Source organism: Nonomuraea sp. NPDC005730 (genome assembly GCF_040630865.1).
Classification (GTDB): Bacteria; Actinomycetota; Actinomycetes; order Streptosporangiales; family Streptosporangiaceae; genus Nonomuraea.
On the sequence record NZ_JBEXYK010000004.1, the window covers coordinates 347328 to 368036 of the forward strand.

Below are 20709 nucleotides of genomic sequence, written 5' to 3' on the forward strand. Positions count from 1 at the left end.
CCGTCCCGTGCTTGCAATTGCAAACGGAACGGCTAACACCTGCAAGCAGTCAGAGCTGGTAGACCCACAGGAAGGGGGTGGTGGTGAGCAAGCTCACAGAGAGGGCGAGGTAGCCGTACCGGACAAATGCTGACAATTCCGGCCCCGGCTTGATCAGGCGGTCCACCCTGGCCATGACGTTGTGCGCGTGCACGCCGAGCATGCCGTGCGGGGTCGGCATGGCGCCGGCCGTACCGAACCTGAGCAGCGCCGTCGCCAGCCTGCGCGGCGAGCAGTAGCGGCGGGCGCGGTCGTCGGCGGCCATCTCGATCAGCAGCTCCACCTGCGCCTGCGCGTCGGCCACCACCTTTGACCAGGGCAGCGCCCGGCGCAGCGCGGCGAACGGCAGCAGCACCAGATCATGCCGCTCGCGCACGTGGGCGGCCTCGTGCGCGAGCACGGCCGCCATCTCGTCCTGCGACAGCAGCTCGAGCGCGCCCGCGCTGACCACGACCTGCGAACGCAACCCCGGCACGCAGTACGCCGCCGCGCTGGGATGGTCGAGCACCCGCACCCCCGGCACGCCGGGATCGTCGCGGGAGATCAGCGCGAGCAGCACGCGATGCCGCCGCCGCGCGCGCAACGCCTGCACGCCGGCCGTCAGCAGCACCACGACCAGCACCGCCAGCGAGGTGAGACCGGCGATCATGGCCAGGACGTGCAGCGGGTCCCACGCCTCGACCGGCGTCTCCCCGCGCGTGAAGGCGATCAGCCCCGGCAGCACGCCCACGTCGTAGGGCATGACCGCGTAGGCCAGCATGGCGCCGGTGGTGGCCAGACCCCAGGCCACGCCCAGGGACTGCCAGACGATGATGGCGAGCCTCGGGGCACGGGAGGTCCACCGGGCCGTCGTGAAACGCCAGGAGCCGAGCGCGCACGCCGTGGCGAGCGCCGCTAGCACCGCTGCCGTGATCACTCTTCCTCCAGCTCCGTGAGGGCTCTCCGCAGGATCTCCGCCTCCGGGCCCGACACGGCCTGGGCGAAGCGGGTCAGGGCGGCCGATCGGTCGCCCGTCAGGTCCAACGCCTCAAGCATAAGCTCGGCGATGTAGGCGTCACGGCTCGCGGCCGGCTCGTAACGCCACGCGCGGCCGTCCCTGGTGCGCTCCAGGAAGCCCTTGCGCGTGAGGCGGTCGAGTACGGTCATCACCGTCGTGGGGGCGAGGTCGCGATCGGCAATGAGCCGGCCGACCTCGCGGGCGGTCAGCGGGTTGTGCTCCGCCCAGAGGATGTCCATGATGCTGCGCTCAAGCTCGCCAAGACCCTTCACGCCCTTCAGGGTAGCTCTACAAAGCGTCGAGCTGGCATCCGGGAGCGGCAAGTGGCGGCGCGGAAGCCCGCCTGGCAGGCTCGGTGAGATGAATGTCACGTTGGTGCAGGGCGACATCACCGAGCAGCGGACCGACGCGATCGTGAACGCGGCCAACTCCTCGCTGCTCGGCGGCGGGGGCGTCGACGGCGCCATCCACCGCCGCGGCGGGCCGGAGATCCTGGAGGAGTGCAGGCGGCTGCGCGCCGGGCAGTACGGCAAGGGCCTGCCGACCGGCCGGGCCGTCGCCACCACCGCCGGGCTGCTGCCGGCCCGCTGGGTGATCCACACGGTCGGGCCGGTCTACTCCAGGTCGCAGGACCGCTCCGAGCTGCTGGCCGCCTGCCACCAGGAGTCGCTGCGGGTGGCGGACGAGCTGGGCGCGCGGACGGTGGCCTTCCCCGCGATCTCCACGGGCGTCTACGGCTGGCCACTCGACGACGCCGCGCGCATCGCCGTCGCCGCCGTGCGCGCGGCCGGGACGTCGGTCGAGGAGGTCAGGTTCGTGCTGTTCGACACCGCCGCCTACGAGGTGTTCCTCGCGCAGATCTCCCGTTAGGACGCCTGTCGGCGAGGGTCCACCGCCGACCAGGGCAGGGTCAGCTCGCCGAGCCGCCATCTGGCCGGGCCGCCGAGCGGCGGGCGCGCCGCCACCGGCCACTGCCCGGCCAGCAGCCGCACGGACGCCAGCCAGCGCTGCCGCAGCCCGTGCACCCCGTAAGGGGCGCTGACCGCCCACGCGTGGTCGAAGTCGCGCAGGAACGCATGGATGCGCTCACCCGGCACGTTCCGGTGGATGAGGGTCTTCGGCAGCCGGTCGGCCAGGTCGGAAGGCCGCTCGAAGGCGTCGAAACGGGCGGAGAACGTCAGCGTCCGCGGGCCGTCGGGGGACAGGCCCACCCAGACCGCCCGCCGTCCGGTCTCGGAGCAGGTGCCCTCGACCAGCACGCCGCCGGGGGCCAGCTTGCCGCACAACACGTCCCAGTAGCGCCACGCCTCCGCCTCGCCGTACTGACGCAGCACGTTGAAGGCGCGGACCAGCGTCGGCGGGCGCGGGACGGGCAGCTCGAAGCCGCCGAGCGCGAAGCTCAGCCCCTCCCGCTCGTACGGCTTGGCCAGGGCCACCCTGGCCGGGTCGATCTCGATGCCGACCACCTCGACGTCGGGCGTGACCGCGCGCAGCCGGGTGAACAGCTCAAGCGTGGTGGTGTGCGAGGCGCCGTAGCCGAGGTCGACGACGAGCGGGCGGACGGCGGCGCGCAGGGCCGGGCCGTGCACGGCGGCCGTCCAGCGGTCGACCCGGCGCAGCCGGTTGTGCCACGTCGTGCCGCGCGTGATCGCGCCGACCGGTCTGGCCATCCGGCTCAGCCACCGCTGACGCGGTGCACCTTGTGCTGGGCGGCCTGGGCACGCGGCCTGATCACCAGGCGGTCGATGTTGACGTGGGACGGGCGCGTCACGCACCAGGCGATGGCGTCGGCCACGTCGTCGGAGGACAGCGGGTCGGGGACGCCCTCGTACACCCGGGCGGCGGCCGTCTCGTCGCCGCGGAAGCGGGTGACCGCGAAGCCCTCGCTCCTGACCATGCCCGGCGCGATCTCGACCACCCGGACCGGCTGCCCCACCAGCTCAAGGCGGAGGGTCTCGGCCATCGCGGACTGGGCGTGCTTGGCCGCGCAGTAGCCGCCGCCGCCCTCGTACGAGACCAGCGCGGCGGTCGAGGTCAGCATCACCAGCACACCGTCGCCGGACGCCACGAGTTTGGGGATCAGCGCCTGGGTCATGCGTAGGGAGCCGAGGACGTTCGTGTCGTACATCTGCTGCCAGTCATCCAGAAGGCCGTCCGTGACCGATTCCGTGCCGAGCGCGCCACCGGCGTTGTTGACCAGCACGTCGCAGCGGTCGAGCGAGCCCACCAGCGCGTCGACCGACTCCTGAGAGGTCACGTCGAGCGTCACCGGCCTGATCGAGGGCACCTCCGCGGCCAGCTTGTCCAGCCGGTCGCGGCGCCGTGCGCCCGCCACCACCGCGTAACCTTCAGCGGCGAGCCGCCGCGCGGTCGCCTCGCCGATCCCGCCGCTCGCACCGGTCACCACTGCCGTTCTCTGCATGCCCCTCATCCTGCCAGGGCGGACGCGGTGCGAACGGCGGCAGGGAATGTCGAAAAAATCTGGATAGTTGTATTCCGCTTGGAGGTGATGTCGAGTGAGGCGACGACGGGTCAGCCGGGTCGCGACCATCAGCATGCACACATCGCCATTGGACCAGCCCGGCACGGGCGACGCCGGTGGGATGAACGTGTACATCGTCGAGTCGGCCAGGAGACTGGCACAACTCGGCGTGGAGGTGGAGATCTTCACCAGGGCCACCGCCCGCGACCAGCCGCCCGTGGCCGAACTCGCCCCAGGCGTCCTGGTACGTCACCTGACGGCGGGGCCGTACGAGGAGATGGACCGCGCGGACCTGCCCGGGCAGCTGTGCGCCTTTTTGTCGGAGGTGCTGCGCACCGAGGCCATGTACGACCCGGGTCGCTACGACGTCATCCACTCCCACTACTGGCTGTCCGGGCAGGTCGGCTGGCTGGCCAAGGAGCGCTGGGGCGTGCCGCTCGTGCACACCATGCACACCATGGCCAAGGTCAAGAACCTGCTGCTCGCCCAGGACGACAAGCCGGAGCCGCAGGCCCGCGTGGTGGGCGAGGAACAGGTCGTGGAGATCGCCGACCGCCTGGTGGCCAACACCGCCGACGAGGCCCGCGAGCTCATCGACCTCTACGGCGCCGCCCGGCAGCGGGTGGCCGTCGTGAACCCCGGCGTCAACCTCACCGTCTTCCAGCCCGCCTCGCAGGGCGCCGCCCGGCAGCGGCTCGGCCTGCCGCAGGACGCCCGCGTGCTGCTGTTCGTGGGCCGCATCCAGCCGCTCAAGGCCCCGGACGTGCTGCTGCGCGCGGCCTCGCGCATGCTCATCGACGACCCCTCGCTGCGCGGCCGGCTGGTCGTCGCCTGCGTCGGCGGGCCGTCGGGCAACGGGCTCGCCCGGCCGTCCATCCTCACCGAACTGGCCGGTGAGCTGGGCATCTCGGACGTCGTCCGGCTCGTGCCGCCGGCTCCGCAGGCGGAGCTGGCCGACTGGTACCGGGCGGCGGACGTGACCGTCGTGCCGTCCTACAGCGAGTCGTTCGGGCTCGTGGCCCTGGAGTCGCAGGCCTGCGGGACGCCGGTCGCCGCGGCCGCCGTGGGGGGCTTGCGCACCGCCGTCGACGACGGGGTCTCCGGCGTGCTGGTGGACGGGCACGACCCCGACGAATGGGCCCGCGTCCTGCACCGCCTGGTCACCCTGCCGGACTGGCGTGAGCAGTTGTCGCGGGGGGCGCGTACGCACGCGGCCGCCTTCGGCTGGCAGGCGACGGCGGGCCGGCTCATGGAGGTGTACGCGGGCGCCGTCGCGAATCTGCACAAGGTGCCCGTGGCGCTCAACTTCTAGCGGCTTGATGGTCGTACGTCGCGCGCTCCTAAGCTGTATCCCATGCGCGATGTCGTCGAAGCCGCGCTCAAGGCCGCGGACGTCTCCTATGACGAGCCGCGGCCCGGGGCGTTCCTGGTCAAGCTGCCCGGACAGCACAAGCTCGCCACCATGACCTGGCTGATCGTCGGCGAGCGGGTGCTGCACGTCGAGGCGTTCTTCTGCCGCCAGCCGGACGAGAACCACGAGGAGTTCTACCGCTGGCTCCTCGGCAAGAACGGCACCATGTACGGCGTGCACTTCTCCCTCGACCCCGTCGGCGACGTCTACCTCGTCGGCCGGGTGCCGCTGGCCGCCGTCAGCGAGGAGGAGGTCGACCGGCTGCTCGGCTGCGTGCTCACGTACGCCGACGACTGGTTCGACCGGGCGCTGGAGCTGGGCTTCGCCTCCTCCATCAGGCGGGAGTGGGAGTGGCGTGCCAAACGCGGCGAGTCCCTGGCCAACCTGCAGGCCTTCGCCCGCTTCGCCGACCCCGGGCAGTGACCTGCCGGCGCTCCGGGCGGCGGCCATAGGATTGGCCGCATGGCGACTTTGGTGCTGCTACGGCACGGTGAGAGCGACTGGAACGCGAAGGGCCTGTTCACCGGTTGGGTGGACGTCAGCCTGTCGGCCAAGGGCGAGGACGAGGCCCGGCGCGGCGGCCGGCTCCTGCAGGAGGCCGGTCTGCGGCCCGACGTCCTGCACACCAGCCTCATGACCCGGGCCATCCAGACGGCCCAGCTCGCCCTGGGCGAGGCCGACCTGCTCTGGCTCCCGGTCAAGCGCAGCTGGCGGCTGAACGAACGCCACTACGGGGCCCTGCAGGGCAAGAACAAGGCCCAGACGCGTGAGGAGTTCGGCGACGAGCAGTTCATGCTCTGGCGCCGCTCGTACGACGTGCCGCCGCCACCCATCGCCGACGACGACGAATACTCCCAGGCCGGCGACCCCCGTTACGCCCTCCTGCCGCCGGAGCTCATGCCGCGCACGGAGTGCCTGAAGGACGTCGTCGACCGCATGCTCCCGTACTGGTACGACGAGATCGTCCCCGACCTGGCCGCGGGGCGCACGGTCCTGGTGGCCGCGCACGGCAACTCGCTGAGGGCCCTGGTCAAGCACCTCGACGGCATCAGCGACGACGACATCGCCGGGCTCAACATCCCTACGGGGATCCCGCTGGCGTACGAGCTGGATGCCGACTTCAGGCCGCGGGCGCGGGGCGGCCGCTACCTCGACCCGGAGGCCGCCAAGGCCGCCATCGAAGCAGTGGCCAACCAGGGCCGCTGACCCCCACAGACCCTCGGGCGCGCGCGAGGGGACTCCCGTCCCCTCGCGCTTCCCTCGGCCTCGACCTGCGGGATTCTCGTGACGTGTCGGGATGACGGTTCCTGCGCCGGAGCGTGGATGATCAATCTGAAAGACGGGAGATCGCGAGCATCCGGTCACGGATTTCCCTAGGCTGAGCCTGAAGGGAGAGGACTCTGATGGAATCGCGCGACCACGGTCCACGTGGTGGGTTGATCAGCGACTTCCGCTACGTCACCCCCCTGTACAGCAAGAGCCAGGCGGCAGACCTGATCGGCGTTCCGCGTGAGTCCTTCCGCAACTGGTCCGTCGGCTACGCGTACAAGCGGATGGACGGCGTCACGGTGGCGGTCGAGCCCTTGGTGACGACCGCCGGCGCACAGGGGCCGACCGTGCCGTTCGTCGGCCTGGCCGAGGCGTACATGCTGGCCGCCTTCCGCAGGGCAGACGTTCCGATGCGGCGCATCAGGCCCGCCGTTCGCTGGCTTGAGGAGAACATCGGTCTTGAGCAGGCATTGGCCGGCGAGCGGTTGATGACCGACGGCGCTGAGGTGCTGTGGGACTTCAGGGAGCACACCGACGATCCCGTGGAGCGCGAGGCGGTCGACGGGCTGGTCGTGGTACGCAGCGGTCAGCAGGTGTTCCGGCCGATCGTCCGGGACTACCTGCGACGCGTCACTTACGTGGACGGTTGGATGAAGGTGATCCAGCTTCCGGGGTACGAACGCGTGGCGGTCACGGTCGACTCATGGATCAACGGCGGTCAGCCGACCGTCGCCCGACGAGGCGTCCGTGTCGCCGACGTGCTCAACCGCCTGCGGGCCGGTGAGGACAGCCGAGAGGTGGCCGAGGACTACGACCTCCAGGTGGACGAGGTCGAGGGACTCCTGCCGCAGGCGGCGTGAGGGGAAGGCATGACGGACGATGCGCGCGCCTCCGGGTTCACCTTCTTCCTGGATCGCGGATCAGGCTCCCGTATCGTCCCCCAAGCTCTGCGCGAGGCCGGCTGGGTCCTGGAAACGATGGACGAGCGCTACGGGCCGGACGCCTCCCAGCGCATCGCTGACGTTCAGTGGATCGAAGAAGCCACGATTCGCGGCGACATCCTGCTGTGCAAGGACCTTGCCATCTCCCGGAACCTGGTGGAAGCGCGTGTCGTCCACACGAGCGGTGCGCGCATGTTCGCGCTGGCGAACGCCAGGATGGTCGGGAAGGAGATGGCGGCGGCCTTCCTCGGCAACGAGGCTCAGATCGTCCATGTCGTGAGGCGGGTGATCGAGCCGTTCGTTTTCGCGGTCGGTCACGAGGGACTGCGGCGAGCCCGATTGCGCTATCCCGTCGAAGGGGCGTGACCGACAAAGACGGTTCGGTGCCCGTCTCGACGCTGCGTCGAGATACAGCCGTGCAGCGGCCGATGCCGCCTTTCTTGCGGACGGATCGGCGCTGCTACGTCCGACGTCACCTGGCTGGACGTCCGCCATGGGCGAGGCCCTGGGGCCGGGGGCTGTTGGCGGGGAAGCTATGTCACTGATGCCGGACACTGAAATGTGTGGGCCGTTCTGGGGCGAGGTGCCTATGCTTTCGGGGATGTGAGCACCTCTGCCAGAGCTGAGCGCTCCTGCCCCCTTCCGTCCGCCAGGGAAGCCCGCGTTCCGGGCGGGACGGTCTGACATGCCGACGTGGGAGCCCCACGTGTCGCGCGGGCTCGTACGCGTGGTCGAAGCGTCCTGTTGTGAGGAGTACGTCCTGTGCTTCGAGGCGGCGCAGTTCTTCGTACGGCGGGTCACCGAGCGAGGGGACCACGAGGAGACCGCCAGGGGCCCGTACGCCCGTGCCGCCGCGGTCTGGGCCGAGCTGGCGCGGCGGCACGTGTGCAGGAGCCGGCAGGCGGCCTCCTGACCTGACCGGGCGTGGCACGGCGGCACGGCCCGTCAGTCGGACGTCGGGCGCAGGACCAGGGTGACGAACCCGAAGACGTCCCGGTAGACGCGCAGCCACTCGGCGCGGTGGGTGTCGGCCGTCGTGATGGCCTCGCACCTGTCCGGATGGTCGGGGTTGTCCAGAGCCCAGGACGCCAGCGAGCCCGTCCAGGCCCATTCGTAGTCGTCGAGCTCCTGGCGCGTGCTGATGTGGCCGTGCACCGGCGTCCAGCCGTCGGCGGTGACGCGGTCCATCAGGGCCGGCAGGTCGGTGAGCTCGCCCAGCATCTCCACCGCCTCGGCAGAGGGCTCCCGGGCCCAGAAACCGTCCCCGACCAGGACGCGCCCGCCGGGGGCGAGGTGCTCGCGCGCCGCGGCGAGCGTGGGGAGCAGGCCGCCGAACGCGTGCGTCGCCCCGACGCTGATCACCAGGTCGAACGCGTGCGGGCAGGTGAACTCGGCGGCGTCCGCACGATGGAGGACGAGCCGGTCGTGGACGCCGAGCGCCTCCGCGCGCTCGCGGGCGTGCGCCAGCGAGCCCTCGGCGATGTCCACGCCCTCCGCCTGCAGCTTGGGGTGCGTGCCCAGCGCGCGCAGCAGCCACTCCCCGCCGCCGCAGCCGAGGTCGAGCACGCGCGAGTCGCCCTGGGGAAGGGCGCGGTCCAGCAGGCGGCGCACCGAGTCGTCGTCGAGCGGTGCCGCGATCGGATGGTCCGCATGGGCGAGTCGGGAGATCTGTTCACGATTCACCGGCGGAGCGTGCCACATGCGGAGACGTTGCCGCATCCGCTTTTGGCCAGGAGACAGGGCGCTAGGCAGGCGTCTGTCGCGGCTTGCCGCTGTTTGTCCGGCCGGATTGTCTCGTCCCCGTGTCTGGTCCCCGTGTCTGGCCGGGGACATGCGAAGCGGGCGGCCCCCCGACAGGTGCCGCCCGCTGCGTCCGGGTGAAGAGCCTGCCCCCCGGGAGGCCGTCAGCTGGGACGTGAGCCGGTGACCAGGTAGACGACGTCCCTCGCCACCCGCACCGCGTGGTCGGCGTACCGCTCGTAGTACCGGCCGATCAGCGTGATGTCGATCGCCGGCTCCACGCCGTGCGCCCAGTCCTTGGCCAGGATGTTGCGGAACAGCCGCCGGTGCAGCCGGTCCATCGCGTCGTCGTCCTCTTCCAGCTCAAGGGCCGACTCCACGTCCCTGGAGGCCACGCAGCTTCCGGCCTTGGTGACCAGGTTCTCGGCGATCTGTCCCATTTCCACGATGGTCGAGCGCGTCTCGGGCGGAATCGCCGAGTCGGGGTGCCGCAGCCGGGCCACCTTGGCCACATGGACGGCGAGGTCGCCCATGCGTTCGAGGTCGGTGCCCATGCGCAGCGCCGTGATGACCATTCGCAGGTCCACCGCGACCGGCTGCTGCCGGGCCATCAGCTCGAAGATCGACGACTCGATGTCGGCGAAGAGAGCGTTCACCTCCTGGTCACGGGAGATGACGCTCTCGGCGAGCTGGAGGTCGGCGTCGAGGAGGGCCGTGGTGGCACGGGAGATGGCCGAGCGGACGAGCCTCGTCATCTCGACCAGCTTGCTCGTCAGGAGATCAAGTTCTTCATGGTACGCATCGCGCATGTCGTCACCGTACGTGCCACTCGATGAACGAACCTCTACTGCGAGATGAACTTTCCAGGAAAGGGCCGTTCATCCGCAGGTGAGAGGTCTGTCCCTTGGACTTCGCCACCTACCATCGGAGGCATGAGTGAGATGGCCATGAGCTTCGCGGCCCTGGCCGGGTTCGTCGTGGGAGCCCTGGCGGTCCTGTTCTACCGGAACCAGATCGAGGCTCCGAAGAGGACCGATTCAGCCGACGGCGTCGAGACCGGAGCGGCGCTGCCGCAGGGCGTGGCCTCCGTGCTCGCCGTGCTCCCCTCGTCCGCCGTCGTGCTCGACGCGCACGACCGCGTGCTGCGCGCCAGCTCGGCGGCGCGCGCGTTCGGGCTGGTCAAGGGCGACAGGCTGATGGCCGCGGAGCTGCTCGCACTGGCAAGACAGGTACGCCGCGACGGCGAGATCCGCGAGAGCGAGATCGACGTCGCCGGCCACAAGTTCGGCCAGGAGACGACGAACTTCGCCGTCCGTGTCGCCCCCCTCGGCTCCTACGGCCAGGTGCTGGTGCTGGCCGAGGACCAGACCGAGCGGCGCAGGGTCGAGGCCGTGCGCCGCGACTTCGTCGCCAACGTCAGCCACGAGCTGAAGACCCCGGTGGGCGCGCTGAGCCTGCTGGCCGAGACCATCCAGGACGCCGCCGACGACCCCGAGGCGGTCACCCGCTTCGCCGGGCGCATGCAGCACGAGGCCGCCCGGCTCACCTACCTGGTCCAGGACCTGATCACGCTGAGCAGGATCCAGGGCGCCGAGCCCATCCCCACCCCGGGCCAGGTAGCCATCGACGAGGCCGTCCACGACGCCATCGACCACTGCAACACCAAGGCGGTGGCCAAGGACATCACGCTGGTCACCGGCGGCACCGAGGGGTTGCGCATCTGGGGCGACGACGAACTGCTCGTCACCGCCCTGCGCAACCTCATCGACAACGCCGTCGCCTACAGTCCCGAGCACACGCGGGTCGTGGTCAGCGTCCGTCCGGCCGGCGACTCCGTCGAGATCAGCGTCAGCGACCAGGGCATCGGCATCCCCGAGGAGTCTCTGGAGCGCATCTTCGAGCGCTTCTTCCGCGTCGACGCGGCCAGGTCACGGGCGACCGGCGGCACCGGGCTCGGCCTGGCCATCGTCAAGCACGTCGCCGCGGCCCACGCGGGCGAGGTGTCCGTCTGGAGCAAGGAAGGCTCCGGCTCCACCTTCACCCTCCGTCTGCCCGCCTTCGGCGGCACGGCGGTGGCAGTACCACCCTCGATTCCCCTGGAGACCGCAAAATGACCAGAGTTCTAGTGGTTGAGGATGAGGAGTCCTTCTCCGACGCCTTGTCCTACATGCTGCGCAAGGAGGGCTTCGAGGTGTCGGTCGCGGCGACCGGGCCCGAGGCGCTCGACACGTTCGACCGCAACGGCGCCGACCTCGTGCTGCTCGACCTGATGCTGCCCGGCCTGCCGGGCACCGAGGTGTGCCGCTCGCTGCGGCAGCGCTCGAAGGTGCCGGTCATCATGCTGACCGCCAAGGACAGCGAGATCGACAAGGTCGTGGGCCTGGAGCTGGGCGCCGACGACTACGTGACGAAGCCGTTCTCCTCGCGGGAGCTGGTGGCCCGCATCCGCGCGGTGCTGCGCCGTCAGGGCGACGTGGTGGAGGAGCTGGAGACGGCCGTCCTGGCCGTCGGCCCGGTGCGCATGGACGTCGACCGCCACGTCGTCGCGGTGCGCGGCGAGCAGGTGCAGCTGCCGCTGAAGGAGTTCGAGCTGCTGGAGGTGCTGCTGCGCAACGCCGGCCGGGTGCTCACCCGCGGCCAGCTCATCGACCGCGTCTGGGGCGCCGACTACGTGGGCGACACCAAGACGCTCGACGTCCACGTCAAGCGCCTGCGGGCCAAGATCGAGGCGGACCCGTCCAACCCGCGCTGCATCCTCACCGTGCGCGGCCTGGGCTACAAGTTCGACGCCGTCGAGGAGTGAACGACCCTTGTTCTGGTACGTGGGTTCGTACCAGAACAAGGGTTTTCTCATGCCGTCAGTGGGCCTCTTCGGTGGCCGTGGGGGTGGCCGACGCCGAGGGCGTCGCAACCGGGGTGGCGTTGGGGGCGGCGGGGTAGTCCTTGAACTCGCGGCTGCGCGTGACCACAGGGACGGTCAGGGTCACTGTCCCGGCGTTGGCGAACTGGAGGTCCAGACGCACGCTCTCGCCGCCTCTGAGGCTCGTGGAGATGCTCTCCAGCATCAGCTGGGGCTGCGGCTTGCCGGTGTTGACGAGCTGGTTGGGGGGAAGCTGGATCGGCGTGGCGACCTTCACGGACCCGACCGAGCCCGCCGAGACGGCCTGGAGCGTGTCGGCGGCGCCCGCGGTGTTGAGGATGTTCAGGTAGATCGGGGCCGAACCGCGCCACGGGAGCTGGGCGCCGGAGTCAGGGCCGAGGATGAACGCCTGCGGGATGTGAATGCCGCGCGTGCCATAAGCACCCTGGTCGATGAGTGCGACCGCCTCGTTCGGGGCGTACGGCTTGTTGGTGTTGGCGTCGAATCCTGCCCCGCAGCCCGCGAGCACGGGGGCTGCCAAGAACGCGGCGGCTACGACAATCCAGCGACGGCTGGTCACGTGCGGGTTCTCCTTGCTCTTGCGCGGTATGGCGCATGGGGTGTTGGGCAGCGCCTACCATATCCACCTGAATCCATGGTCATATCCGCACCCCTGCAGGTCATTCGCTATGTCCGGAAATGCGATTCATACGGTCGAGGACTTGTCAAGCCCCAATATGCGGCTTTGACCTGCAGTTATGAGGTTTTCACTGTTCCGGGAGCCTGTGGATGCGTGGTACCCTGGAGTACAGCGGAAGGGGTACTTGTCACATGACTTTCCAGGTCGGCGACACTGTCGTCTACCCCCACCATGGGGCTGCTCGGATCGAAGCAATCACGAAGCGATCCATCAAGGGTGAGGAAAAGACCTACCTGGTGCTCAAGGTCGACAAGGGCGACCTTACCGTCCAGGTGCCAGCAGAAAACGCGGAACTCGTCGGTGTGCGCGACGTTGTCGGCCAGGAAGGCCTTGAGCGGGTTTTCGATGTTCTTCGGATGCCGCACACGGAAGAGCCGACCAACTGGTCGCGCCGTTACAAGGCCAATCTGGAGAAGCTCGCCTCCGGCGATGTGAACAAGGTTGCGGAGGTGGTTCGCGACCTGTGGCGTCGCGACCGCGAGCGCGGCCTGTCAGCGGGCGAGAAGCGCATGCTCGCGAAGGCTCGTCAGATCCTCGTCAGCGAGCTCGCGCTCGCCGAGAAGACCAATGAGGACAAGGCTGAGGCCCTGCTCGACGAGGTTCTCAACTCCTGAACACGAATCTTCCACGGGTGGGCGTCGGAGTCGACGTCCACCCGTTCGCTTCGGTGGGATCAGGGCGTGAGCTCAGCCTCGCCGGCCTCCACTGGCCGGCCGAGCTCGGGCTCGACGGCCATTCCGACGGCGATGTCGCCGCGCATGCCGCGTGCGACGCGCTGCTGTCCGCGGCCGGCCTGGGCGACCTGGGCGGGCTGTTCGGCACGTCGGACCCTCGCTGGGCGGGGGCTTCCGGGGTCACCCTGCTGGAGGAGACGGCCCGCCAGGTGCGTGCGGCGGGCTTCGAGATCGGCAACGTGGCCGTCCAGGTGATCGGCAACCGTCCCAGGATGGCTCCTCGGCGTACCGAGGCCGAGCTGGCGCTCAGCGGCGCCGTGGGGGCGCCTGTGAGCGTCTCGGCGACCACCACGGACGGGCTCGGGCTCACCGGGCGCGGCGAGGGGATCGCCGCCATCGCCACGGCCGTCGTGGTCAACCTTTCCTAGGCGTTCAGCGTCTTATGTACGGGATGCGTGAGGGTGTCCCGGCGGGTCGTCGCCGAACCCGCCAACTGTGGGGGCGGCGGTTCGTCACTGGCGCGGTACGGACCGCCGCCTTCCTCGGGGGGTAGTTTCCCCAGGTGTCGGGTATGTCCCCATCTAAGACATGTGAACGTCTCGGGGGGAGCTACACATGATCGGCGCGATCGTTTCCGCGGTAGTCATCGGCGCCATCGTCGGTGCGCTGGCCCGGCTGATAGTGCCTGGCAGGCAGAACATGTCCATCGGCCTGACGCTCATCGTGGGCATCGTGGCCGCCCTGATCGGCACCCTGATCGCACAGGCGTTCGGCTGGGCCGACACCAAGGGCATCGACTGGCTCGAACACATACTCCAGCTCGTGCTGGCTGTGGTCGGCGTGCTCCTTGTGACGCGGATGGGCCCGGGACGCGGTGGACGCACCGGCCGAACAACGACCTGACCTGCTCGTTCGTAAAGTCGGCGCATAATCGCCGGCGATCGGGTAGCGAAGCTCCCCGTGAGAGTGAACGGCTCACCCTCACGGGGAGGTTTCGTGTCATGACCATTCAGTCCATCCTTGGCGCCATCGTGATTGGCGCCGTCATTGGCGCAATCGGTCGCCTGCTGCTGCCCGGCAGGCAGGCCATCGGGTGGATCCTCACCATCGTCGTCGGCATCGTCGCCGCCCTGCTGGGCACGCTCATCGCCCAGGTGCTCGGCGTCGAGACGACCCCCGGCATCGACTGGATCGAGCTCGTGATGCAGGTCGTCCTGGCGATCGTCGGTGTCGGCCTGGTCGCCGGCCTACGCCGCGGCTCCAGGGTCTAGCGGCGCCAGGGGTGTAGACGAGATAGACGCACACGAAACGGCCCGTCCGGGATCATCCCGGACGGGCCTCTCGGTTCTTCGCGGGTGGCCGCTATTCCTCGGGGTCCGGCGGGCGCGGAGTGCTGCGCAGGCGGCCGGACGGGGCCTGGGTGTCCTCGTGGATCACCGGGTGGGGCGCGGTGTCCTCAGCGTCGCTCTGGCGCGTCCGAGGCTCGTCGGTGGCGGGGCGGCTCCTGCGGTCGTCCTCGATGACGGGGACGGGCTGGGTGTCGACGTCACGGGTGTCGGTGGCCCGGGTGTCGGTTCGGGGGTGGACCAGGACGTCGGTCGGCTTGACCCGGTCGCCCCACCGCACCGGCCGCCTCAACGGCTCAGGCTCGGGTTCCGGTTCCGGTTCCGGCTCGGGTTCCGGCTTCGGCTCCGGCTCGGGTTCCGGTTCCGGTTCCGGTTCCGGCTCAGGGGCCGGTTCGGGCTCGGGTTCGGGCTCGGGTTCCGGGTCTTGCGGTACGGCCTGCCACTCGGACACCTGGGCCGGGACCGGCGGAGTCTCCGGCGCGGCGGTGGGCCCCACCAGCGGCGTGGACTCCAGCACGGGCGGGGGCGCCTCGGTCACGAGCGGCGGCGGCGTGTCGGCCGCGCGGCCCGGATGGAAGGGCACGAGCTCGTCGTCGTCCTCCTCGCGCGCCGCGCCCCGGTGAGCCTGGACGTGCTTGATCAGCAGCAGCCAGAGCCACAGGGCCAGGGCCAGCATGACCCAGGGTGCCAGGGCCACGCCCACGGCCACCTGGCGCGCGTCGAAGGTGAACCGCAGCGCGGTCGCCACGTTGACCGCCGCGGCGGCCACGATGAGCAGGACCAGCACGGTGGCGGCCTGCGCCCGCACCAGCGGCCGGGCGGGGCGCAGCAGCAGCACGCCGAGCAGCGCGACCACGAGCAGTGCGTCGAAGGCGGCCGGATAGAGGAAGGCGAGGTCCTGCCGCGCTTCGCCGGTGACGGCCAGCGCGCGCAGATCGTCGAAGGACAGCGCGCAGGCGGCTCCGGTGAGAGCGGCCACCGCGAGCCCGGCCAGGGCGATGCCCAGGCGACGGAGCGTAGAGGGGGGAGTCACGTCCATGGCGCCTTCGAGACTACAGAAGAATGGGGATCACGACCGATCGAGGGAGACACATGCCCGAGCTGCCGGAAGAAGCCCGCCAACTCCTGGATGCCCCGAATCATGCGACGGTGACCAGCATCAACCCCGACGGCGGACCCCAGTCGACCGTGGTGTGGGTGCGCACGGACGGCGACGACGTGCTGTTCTCGACCGTCCGGGGGCGGGTGAAGCCGCGTAACTTCGAGCGCGACCCGCGGACGAGTCTGCTGGTCATCGACCCTGGCAACCCCTATCGCTACCTGGAGGTGCGCGGCCGGGTGACGATCGAGGAGGATCCCGGGGGTGCGTTGATCCAGGAGCTCGCCCAGAAGTACACAGGCGGGCCTTGGGAGGACAAGCCGGGCACGGAGCGTCTGATCATCCGGATCCGTCCCGACAAGGTCACGGTGCGAGGCTGAGTAATCGGCCTGTGAGAGCCTCCGAGGCGTTAGCCTTGCCTTCGTGAGCCTGCACATCTACGACACCAGCACGCGCGCCATCCGTGAATTCGTTCCGGTCGAAGCCGGCCGGGCGTCGATCTACCTGTGTGGGGCGACCGTGCAGGCTCCTCCGCACATCGGGCACATCCGCTCAGGCGTGAACTTCGACGTGCTCAGGCGCTGGCTCACGCGTTCCGGCTACGACGTGACGTTCTGCCGCAACGTCACCGACATCGATGACAAGATCATCAGGGTGTCGGCCGCGGAGGACGTGCCCTGGTTCGTCATCGCCGAGCGCAACCAGCGGGCCTTCACCTGGGCCTACGACACGCTCGGCTGCCTGCCGCCCACCGTCGAGCCGCGGGCGACCGGCCACGTGCCCGAGATGATCACGCTGATGGAGCGGCTGATCGAGCGCGGCCACGCCTACGCCTCGGGCGGCGACGTCTACTTCAGCGTCCGGTCCTACGTCGACCACTACGGCAAGCTCTCCAACCAGAAGCTGGAGAACATGCGGGCCGCGGCCGACACCGACGACGAGTCGCTCAAGCGCGACCCGCGCGACTTCGCCCTGTGGAAGGGCGCCAAGCCGGGCGAGCCGACCTGGCCCACGCCGTGGGGGCCCGGGCGTCCCGGCTGGCACCTGGAGTGCTCGGCGATGGCCACCAAATACCTCGGGCCGACGTTCGACATCCACGGCGGCGGCATCGACCTGATCTTCCCCCACCACGAGAACGAGATCGCCCAGTCGCAGGCCGCCGGCGACGGCTTCGCCCGCTACTGGATGCACAACGGCATGCTCAAGATCGGCGCCGAGAAGATGAGCAAGTCGCTCGGCAACTCGCTGCTGATCCCCGAGATGGTGCAGAAGGTGCGTCCGGTGGAGCTGCGCTACTACCTGGCCGCGCCGCACTACCGTTCCTCGATCGAGTACTCCGAGGAGGCGCTGCTGGAGGCGGCGGCGGCCTACCAGCGGATCGAGGGCTTCGTCACCCGCGCCGCCGAGGTGATCCACGACGTCGACGCCGACGCGCCCCTTCCGCAGGCGTTCGCCGACGCGCTCGACGACGACCTCGGCACGCCGCAGGCGCTCGCCGTGGTGCACGAGGTGGTGCGCGAGGGCAACGTGGCGCTGTCGCGGGGCGACAAGGAGGCCATCGCGCGGCTGCTCGCCGAGACCCAGAACATGCTCGACGTGCTCGGCCTCGACCCTCGCTCGCCGCAGTGGCGCGGGGGCGGCTCAGACCTGTCGCCAGTGGTCGACGCACTCGTGGCGGTGGCCCTGGAGCAGCGCAAGGCCGCGCGGGCCCGTAAGGACTACGCGGCGGCCGACGCGATCCGCGACCAGCTCGCCGCGGCGGGCATCACGGTCGAGGACACGCCGCACGGGGCCCGCTGGGAGCTGGCCCGCTGACCTTCCGCCGCTCTTGACCTTTCGCCGCGCCTGAGTGACGGCGGGCGCCTTGCGCCCGCCGTCAGCCGCGGAGGGCCACGACGGCGGCGTCGGGGGCCTCGATCACGATCGTGTGGTAGCCGTCGATGCGCGAGACGATGCCCTCGCGCGGGCCCTGGTGCCATTCCGGGCTGGTGTAGAAGGCGTCCTCCTGCTCGTCGCGGGTCTCCTTCGAGGAGAACGCGCGGATCAGGTACGCCTCCTCGTGGCCGTCCTCGTCCACGAGGGAGGAACCGCTGCTCACCACGTCGATGCCGGCCTTCGCCAGGAGGGGGAGGGCTTCTTCGCACATGATCCGGAGGAAGTCTTCGCGGGTGCCGGGTTTGAGGCGGTAGGTGCGGATCTCCAGGATCATGCGGCTGCTCCTTCGGGGAAGTGTGGGGCGGCTGGCACGTTATCCGTTGGTCGCTGACATCCTCCGTCAGTGAAGGGTTCTGTTCTGGGAGCCTGTTTGAGGGCTCTAGGAGCCGGATTCCGGGGCTTTCGGCTTGTCGGCTGGGTTGTGGGTCGGTTCGCCGGTCGGCTTGTCGGTCGGTTCGCTGGTCGGCTTGTCGGTCGGTTCGCTGGTCGGTTCGCCGGTCGGTTTGTGGGCCAGGAAGAAGGCCTGCCGGCCTGAGCGGGGTCTCTCGCTCTCGTCGGGCTCGCGGATGAGCCGGGCGTCCAGGGACAGTCCGGCCTTCGCGAGGAGCTCGGCGATGTGCTCCGGGGGAGTCCAGTAGACGTCCAGCGAGAGCTTGTGGCCGTAGCCCTGGCTGAGGTGGCGGCGTTCGTCGCCGACCTTGAACGCGATCAGCAGGTGGCCGCCCGGCGCCAGCACCCGCTGGATCTCGGCGAACACCGTCGGCAGGAGCTCCGGCGGGGTGTGGACGGTGGAGTACCACGCGAGGGCGCCGGCCAGGGACGCGTCCGCCAGGTCCAGCGCGGTCATCGAGCCCACTTCGAAGCGCAGGCCGGGGTGGCTCTGGCGGGCGACGTCGATCATCCTCGGGGACAGGTCGATGCCGAAGGCGTTCACCCCGAGGGAGTGGAGGTGGGCGGTGACACGGCCCGGTCCGCAGCCCAGGTCGGCCACCTCTCCGGCGCCCGGTCCCTGTACGAGTTCGGCGAACGCCGCCAGCATGGCCCGGTCCAGGGGCTTGGTGTCGAGTTCGTTCCTCAGTAGTTCGGCGTACTCGGGGGCGACGGCGTCGTAGGCCGTTCGGGTGGTGTGGAGGTAGGCGGACTCAATCATGGCTAAGGACGATAACCGGCCTTTGGGGTGGGTGGTGGGAGCTTGTGGATCTGTCTGGGGGTGTATGGAGGTGGACGGCTTTTGTGCTGTGCTGGGAGCTGTGCGGGGAGAGGGTGGGCGGGCGGTTGACGCGATGCGCGGCCGCGGCCTTCGCGTGCGACCCGGTGAGGTGAGTGAAGCTTTGTGGTGATGTGCTCGCGTAAGACGCCTCGGTGAGGTTGTGAGTGGGGCGGTACGTGCGCTTCGGGGGAGGGCAGGTGGCTCGCCGGGTGTGCCGCAATCGGTCGTGTTGGGCGAACGCCCTGTGCTCCTGAAGCGTCTCCTCCAGGGCACGCGGATCCCCCCGAGACCGCGCTCTACCCCTCTTCCCGGACCGCTCTTCCTAAGATCGCTCCTCCTGGGGCCGCACTTTCGCGACTGCGCGCTCTACTGCGTGACGGGGTGGCTCTTTCTGGGGAAGGGCAGCAACCGTGTGGTTTCTGGCCTTACGGCCGCTGGGTTTTTGCAGCGTGGCTGGGTTGCTCCTTCCTGCGAGGCTCGATTGGTCTTCCTGTGCTGGGGCTTGGGCGGCGTGATCGGCTGGGAGCTTCCGGTGGATGGCAGCTCTGCCGCGTGACCCAGATATGTCCTCCTACGAGTCGGACCTCTGCCGCGTGGCCGGATTCGCCCTTCTCGGTGGGATTGGGCGGGGGCTTGCCCGGCGGGATCGGTTGGGTCGGCGGGCCGATACCCTTGATGGCATGGCAGCAGGCGGTAGGGCATCGGGCAGGCCCGCGAAGAAGAAGGGCCCCTCCAAGGGCACCGGGGGCCAGAAGCGCCGGTCGCTCGAGGGCAGGGGCGCGACGCCGCCTGCCGAGATGCGCCACTGGTACAAGGACAAGGCCAGGACCGAGCGCATCGCCAGGGAGGACCGCGGCGAGACGCGCCGTCCGGGCAGCGGCCCGGCCCGGCAGAAGCGTTCCGAGGACGCCCCCGAGTACATCGGCGGCCGTAACCCGGTGCTGGAGGCGCTGCAGGCCGGGGTGCCCGCCAACGCCCTCTACGTAGCCCAGCGCGTCGAGAACGACGACCGCGTACGCGACTCCATCAAGATCGCGGCGGAGCGCGGGATCGCGCTGCTCGAAGTAACCCGCGACAAGCTCGACCGGATGACGGAGGGCGTCGTCCACCAGGGCATCGCGCTCCAGATCCCCGCCTACGACTATGCGCACCCGTCCGAGCTGGTCCAACTGGCCCAGGACGCGGCCGAGGTCCCGCTGATCGTGGCGCTCGACTCGGTCACCGACCCGCGCAACCTGGGTGCCATCGCCCGTTCCGCCACCGCGTTCGGGGCGCACGGCCTGCTCATCCCGTCCCGCCGCTCGGCCGGGGTGACGGGTGGCGCATGGAAGACGTCGGCCGGCACGCTCGCCACGCTGCGCGTCGCCCGCGCCTCCAACCTGACGGCCGCCCTCCGCGAATACCGCGAAGCCGGCCTCTTCATCGTCGGCCTCGACGGCGCCGGAAAGATCGACATCGGCGACGCCGACCTCCTCGCCGAGCCGCTCGTGGTCGTGGTGGGCTCCGAGGGGAAGGGCCTCGGCCGGTTGGTGCGAGAGCAGTGCGACGTGGTCGTCCGCATCCCCATGCAGGCCGCCGCGGAATCCCTCAACGCGGGGGTCGCCGCAGGTGTGGCACTGTACGAGGTCGCTCGTCACAGGCGCCGCTAGCGTCTACACTGGTAGGCCGTGCCGACGTAGCTCAATCGGCAGAGCATCTGTCTTGTAAACAGAAGGTCAGGGGTTCGATTCCCCTCGTCGGCTCTGCAAGCGAAAGGCCCCTGAGCAGGCGTTACGCCGTCAGGGGCCTTCTGCTTTCCGACCTTCAACCGGTGTCTTCCGCGTCTTTGGGAGCCACCGGGGTCTGTCCGCCCACGAGAGCGCTGGAGATGGCCTCCGTGGCCGCGCGCCGGTCGCCCTCCAGCAGGTGGCCCTAGAGCCTGTACGGAGTTGAGATCAGAGGGATTGCCTGCGGTACGGCCGGTGGCCCTGGTAGGCCATCGAACATGGCGCGTGGAGACCTCACCG

At 69.9% G+C, this 20709-nt stretch carries 26 protein-coding genes and 1 tRNA gene; 17 read left to right on the top strand and 10 right to left on the bottom strand.

Annotation, left to right across the window (positions count from 1 at the left end):
* Positions 1-49 precede the first annotated feature (49 nt).
* Together ABZ444_RS09220 and ABZ444_RS09225 are read right to left on the bottom strand one after the other, a co-directional pair.
* Positions 50-955, bottom strand: a complete 906-nt coding sequence (locus tag ABZ444_RS09220; RefSeq protein ID WP_357994498.1) for a M56 family metallopeptidase — start codon at positions 953-955, stop codon at positions 50-52.
* The gene (locus ABZ444_RS09225; protein ID WP_352319711.1) at positions 952-1308 is read right to left on the bottom strand and encodes a BlaI/MecI/CopY family transcriptional regulator; all 357 of its coding nucleotides are present in this window, start codon (positions 1306-1308) and stop codon (positions 952-954) included. The genes ABZ444_RS09220 and ABZ444_RS09225 overlap by 4 nt, the downstream gene beginning before the upstream one ends.
* 88 nt (positions 1309-1396) lie before the next feature.
* Here ABZ444_RS09225 and ABZ444_RS09230 point away from each other — a divergent pair, with 88 nt between their 5' ends.
* On the top strand, positions 1397-1906 hold the full coding sequence (locus ABZ444_RS09230; RefSeq protein ID WP_357994499.1) for an O-acetyl-ADP-ribose deacetylase: 510 nt from the start codon (positions 1397-1399) through the stop codon (positions 1904-1906).
* Here ABZ444_RS09230 and ABZ444_RS09235 read toward each other — a convergent pair.
* Together ABZ444_RS09235 and ABZ444_RS09240 are read right to left on the bottom strand one after the other, a co-directional pair.
* Positions 1903-2706 (bottom strand): class I SAM-dependent methyltransferase, encoded by an 804-nt coding sequence (locus ABZ444_RS09235; protein ID WP_357994500.1) that lies wholly within the window; start codon positions 2704-2706, stop codon positions 1903-1905. The two genes, ABZ444_RS09230 and ABZ444_RS09235, sit on opposite strands and share 4 nt — an antisense overlap.
* A gap of 5 nt (positions 2707-2711) precedes the next feature.
* Positions 2712-3458, bottom strand: a complete 747-nt coding sequence (locus ABZ444_RS09240; RefSeq protein ID WP_357994501.1) for an SDR family NAD(P)-dependent oxidoreductase — start codon at positions 3456-3458, stop codon at positions 2712-2714.
* Between the two features lie 94 nt (positions 3459-3552).
* On the opposite strand from ABZ444_RS09240, the gene mshA reads away from it, so the two are divergent.
* The 6 genes from mshA to ABZ444_RS09270 all read left to right on the top strand — a co-directional run bounded on the left by mshA (position 3553) and on the right by ABZ444_RS09270 (position 8052).
* Positions 3553-4830 (top strand): D-inositol-3-phosphate glycosyltransferase, encoded by a 1278-nt coding sequence (gene mshA / locus ABZ444_RS09245; protein ID WP_357994502.1) that lies wholly within the window; start codon positions 3553-3555, stop codon positions 4828-4830.
* A gap of 42 nt (positions 4831-4872) precedes the next feature.
* A complete protein-coding gene (locus ABZ444_RS09250; RefSeq protein WP_357994503.1) occupies positions 4873-5352 on the top strand; it encodes a YbjN domain-containing protein in 480 nt (159 codons plus the stop codon).
* Positions 5353-5391: 39 nt separating this feature from the next.
* Entirely contained in the window at positions 5392-6135 is a 744-nt protein-coding gene (locus ABZ444_RS09255; protein ID WP_357994504.1) for a phosphoglyceromutase, read from the top strand.
* 197 nt (positions 6136-6332) lie between these two features.
* The gene (locus tag ABZ444_RS09260; RefSeq protein ID WP_357994505.1) at positions 6333-7058 is read left to right on the top strand and encodes a DUF433 domain-containing protein; all 726 of its coding nucleotides are present in this window, start codon (positions 6333-6335) and stop codon (positions 7056-7058) included.
* A gap of 9 nt (positions 7059-7067) precedes the next feature.
* Positions 7068-7505, top strand: coding sequence for a hypothetical protein (locus ABZ444_RS09265; protein WP_357994506.1), 438 nt, complete (start codon positions 7068-7070; stop codon positions 7503-7505).
* A gap of 319 nt (positions 7506-7824) precedes the next feature.
* On the top strand, positions 7825-8052 hold the full coding sequence (locus tag ABZ444_RS09270) for a hypothetical protein (RefSeq protein WP_357994507.1): 228 nt from the start codon (positions 7825-7827) through the stop codon (positions 8050-8052).
* A gap of 32 nt (positions 8053-8084) precedes the next feature.
* On the opposite strand, the gene ABZ444_RS09275 is transcribed toward ABZ444_RS09270, so the two are convergent.
* A complete protein-coding gene (locus ABZ444_RS09275) occupies positions 8085-8822 on the bottom strand; it encodes a class I SAM-dependent methyltransferase (RefSeq protein ID WP_357994508.1) in 738 nt (245 codons plus the stop codon).
* Positions 8823-9043: 221 nt separating this feature from the next.
* Positions 9044-9688, bottom strand: a complete 645-nt coding sequence (gene phoU, locus ABZ444_RS09280) for a phosphate signaling complex protein PhoU (RefSeq protein WP_357994509.1) — start codon at positions 9686-9688, stop codon at positions 9044-9046.
* Between the two features lie 123 nt (positions 9689-9811).
* Between phoU and ABZ444_RS09285 the strand changes: the two genes are divergently transcribed.
* Positions 9812-10993 (top strand): ATP-binding protein, encoded by a 1182-nt coding sequence (locus ABZ444_RS09285; protein WP_357967218.1) that lies wholly within the window; start codon positions 9812-9814, stop codon positions 10991-10993.
* Positions 10990-11682 carry a response regulator transcription factor gene (locus ABZ444_RS09290; RefSeq protein ID WP_195898926.1) on the top strand — a complete coding sequence of 231 codons (693 nt, stop codon included), beginning with the start codon at positions 10990-10992 and terminating at the stop codon, positions 11680-11682. Before ABZ444_RS09285 ends, ABZ444_RS09290 begins: the two co-directional genes overlap by 4 nt.
* Before the next feature lie 55 nt (positions 11683-11737).
* Here ABZ444_RS09290 and ABZ444_RS09295 read toward each other — a convergent pair whose 3' ends face one another.
* Positions 11738-12319, bottom strand: a complete 582-nt coding sequence (locus tag ABZ444_RS09295) for a copper chaperone PCu(A)C (protein WP_357994510.1) — start codon at positions 12317-12319, stop codon at positions 11738-11740.
* A gap of 251 nt (positions 12320-12570) precedes the next feature.
* On the opposite strand from ABZ444_RS09295, the gene ABZ444_RS09300 reads away from it, so the two are divergent.
* The 4 genes from ABZ444_RS09300 to ABZ444_RS09315 all read left to right on the top strand — a co-directional run bounded on the left by ABZ444_RS09300 (position 12571) and on the right by ABZ444_RS09315 (position 14384).
* Complete coding sequence (locus tag ABZ444_RS09300; RefSeq protein WP_043624891.1) at positions 12571-13053, top strand: CarD family transcriptional regulator; 483 nt, start codon at positions 12571-12573, stop codon at positions 13051-13053.
* Positions 13054-13070: 17 nt separating this feature from the next.
* Positions 13071-13541: a 2-C-methyl-D-erythritol 2,4-cyclodiphosphate synthase gene (ispF, locus tag ABZ444_RS09305; RefSeq protein ID WP_357994511.1), complete on the top strand. Its 471-nt coding sequence runs from the start codon at positions 13071-13073 to the stop codon at positions 13539-13541.
* Positions 13542-13728: 187 nt separating this feature from the next.
* Entirely contained in the window at positions 13729-14016 is a 288-nt protein-coding gene (locus ABZ444_RS09310) for a GlsB/YeaQ/YmgE family stress response membrane protein (RefSeq protein WP_357994512.1), read from the top strand.
* A gap of 98 nt (positions 14017-14114) precedes the next feature.
* On the top strand, positions 14115-14384 hold the full coding sequence (locus tag ABZ444_RS09315; protein WP_352322341.1) for a GlsB/YeaQ/YmgE family stress response membrane protein: 270 nt from the start codon (positions 14115-14117) through the stop codon (positions 14382-14384).
* A gap of 91 nt (positions 14385-14475) precedes the next feature.
* Here the strand turns inward: ABZ444_RS09315 and ABZ444_RS09320 are convergent, their stop codons facing one another.
* Positions 14476-15492: a DUF2637 domain-containing protein gene (locus tag ABZ444_RS09320; RefSeq protein ID WP_357994513.1), complete on the bottom strand. Its 1017-nt coding sequence runs from the start codon at positions 15490-15492 to the stop codon at positions 14476-14478.
* 59 nt (positions 15493-15551) lie between these two features.
* Between ABZ444_RS09320 and ABZ444_RS09325 the strand changes: the two genes are divergently transcribed.
* On the top strand, positions 15552-15938 hold the full coding sequence (locus ABZ444_RS09325; protein WP_357994514.1) for a PPOX class F420-dependent oxidoreductase: 387 nt from the start codon (positions 15552-15554) through the stop codon (positions 15936-15938).
* A gap of 43 nt (positions 15939-15981) precedes the next feature.
* Positions 15982-17373: a cysteine--tRNA ligase gene (gene cysS, locus ABZ444_RS09330; RefSeq protein ID WP_357994515.1), complete on the top strand. Its 1392-nt coding sequence runs from the start codon at positions 15982-15984 to the stop codon at positions 17371-17373.
* Between the two features lie 61 nt (positions 17374-17434).
* Here cysS and ABZ444_RS09335 read toward each other — a convergent pair whose 3' ends face one another.
* Positions 17435-17767, bottom strand: a complete 333-nt coding sequence (locus ABZ444_RS09335; RefSeq protein ID WP_357994516.1) for an NIPSNAP family protein — start codon at positions 17765-17767, stop codon at positions 17435-17437.
* Between the two features lie 105 nt (positions 17768-17872).
* A complete protein-coding gene (locus ABZ444_RS09340) occupies positions 17873-18643 on the bottom strand; it encodes a methyltransferase domain-containing protein (RefSeq protein WP_357994517.1) in 771 nt (256 codons plus the stop codon).
* 740 nt (positions 18644-19383) lie between these two features.
* On the opposite strand from ABZ444_RS09340, the gene rlmB reads away from it, so the two are divergent.
* Positions 19384-20352, top strand: coding sequence for a 23S rRNA (guanosine(2251)-2'-O)-methyltransferase RlmB (gene rlmB, locus ABZ444_RS09345; RefSeq protein WP_357994518.1), 969 nt, complete (start codon positions 19384-19386; stop codon positions 20350-20352).
* Between the two features lie 20 nt (positions 20353-20372).
* Positions 20373-20445: transfer RNA gene (locus tag ABZ444_RS09350), tRNA-Thr, on the top strand.
* The last annotated feature ends 264 nt before the right edge of the window (positions 20446-20709 follow it).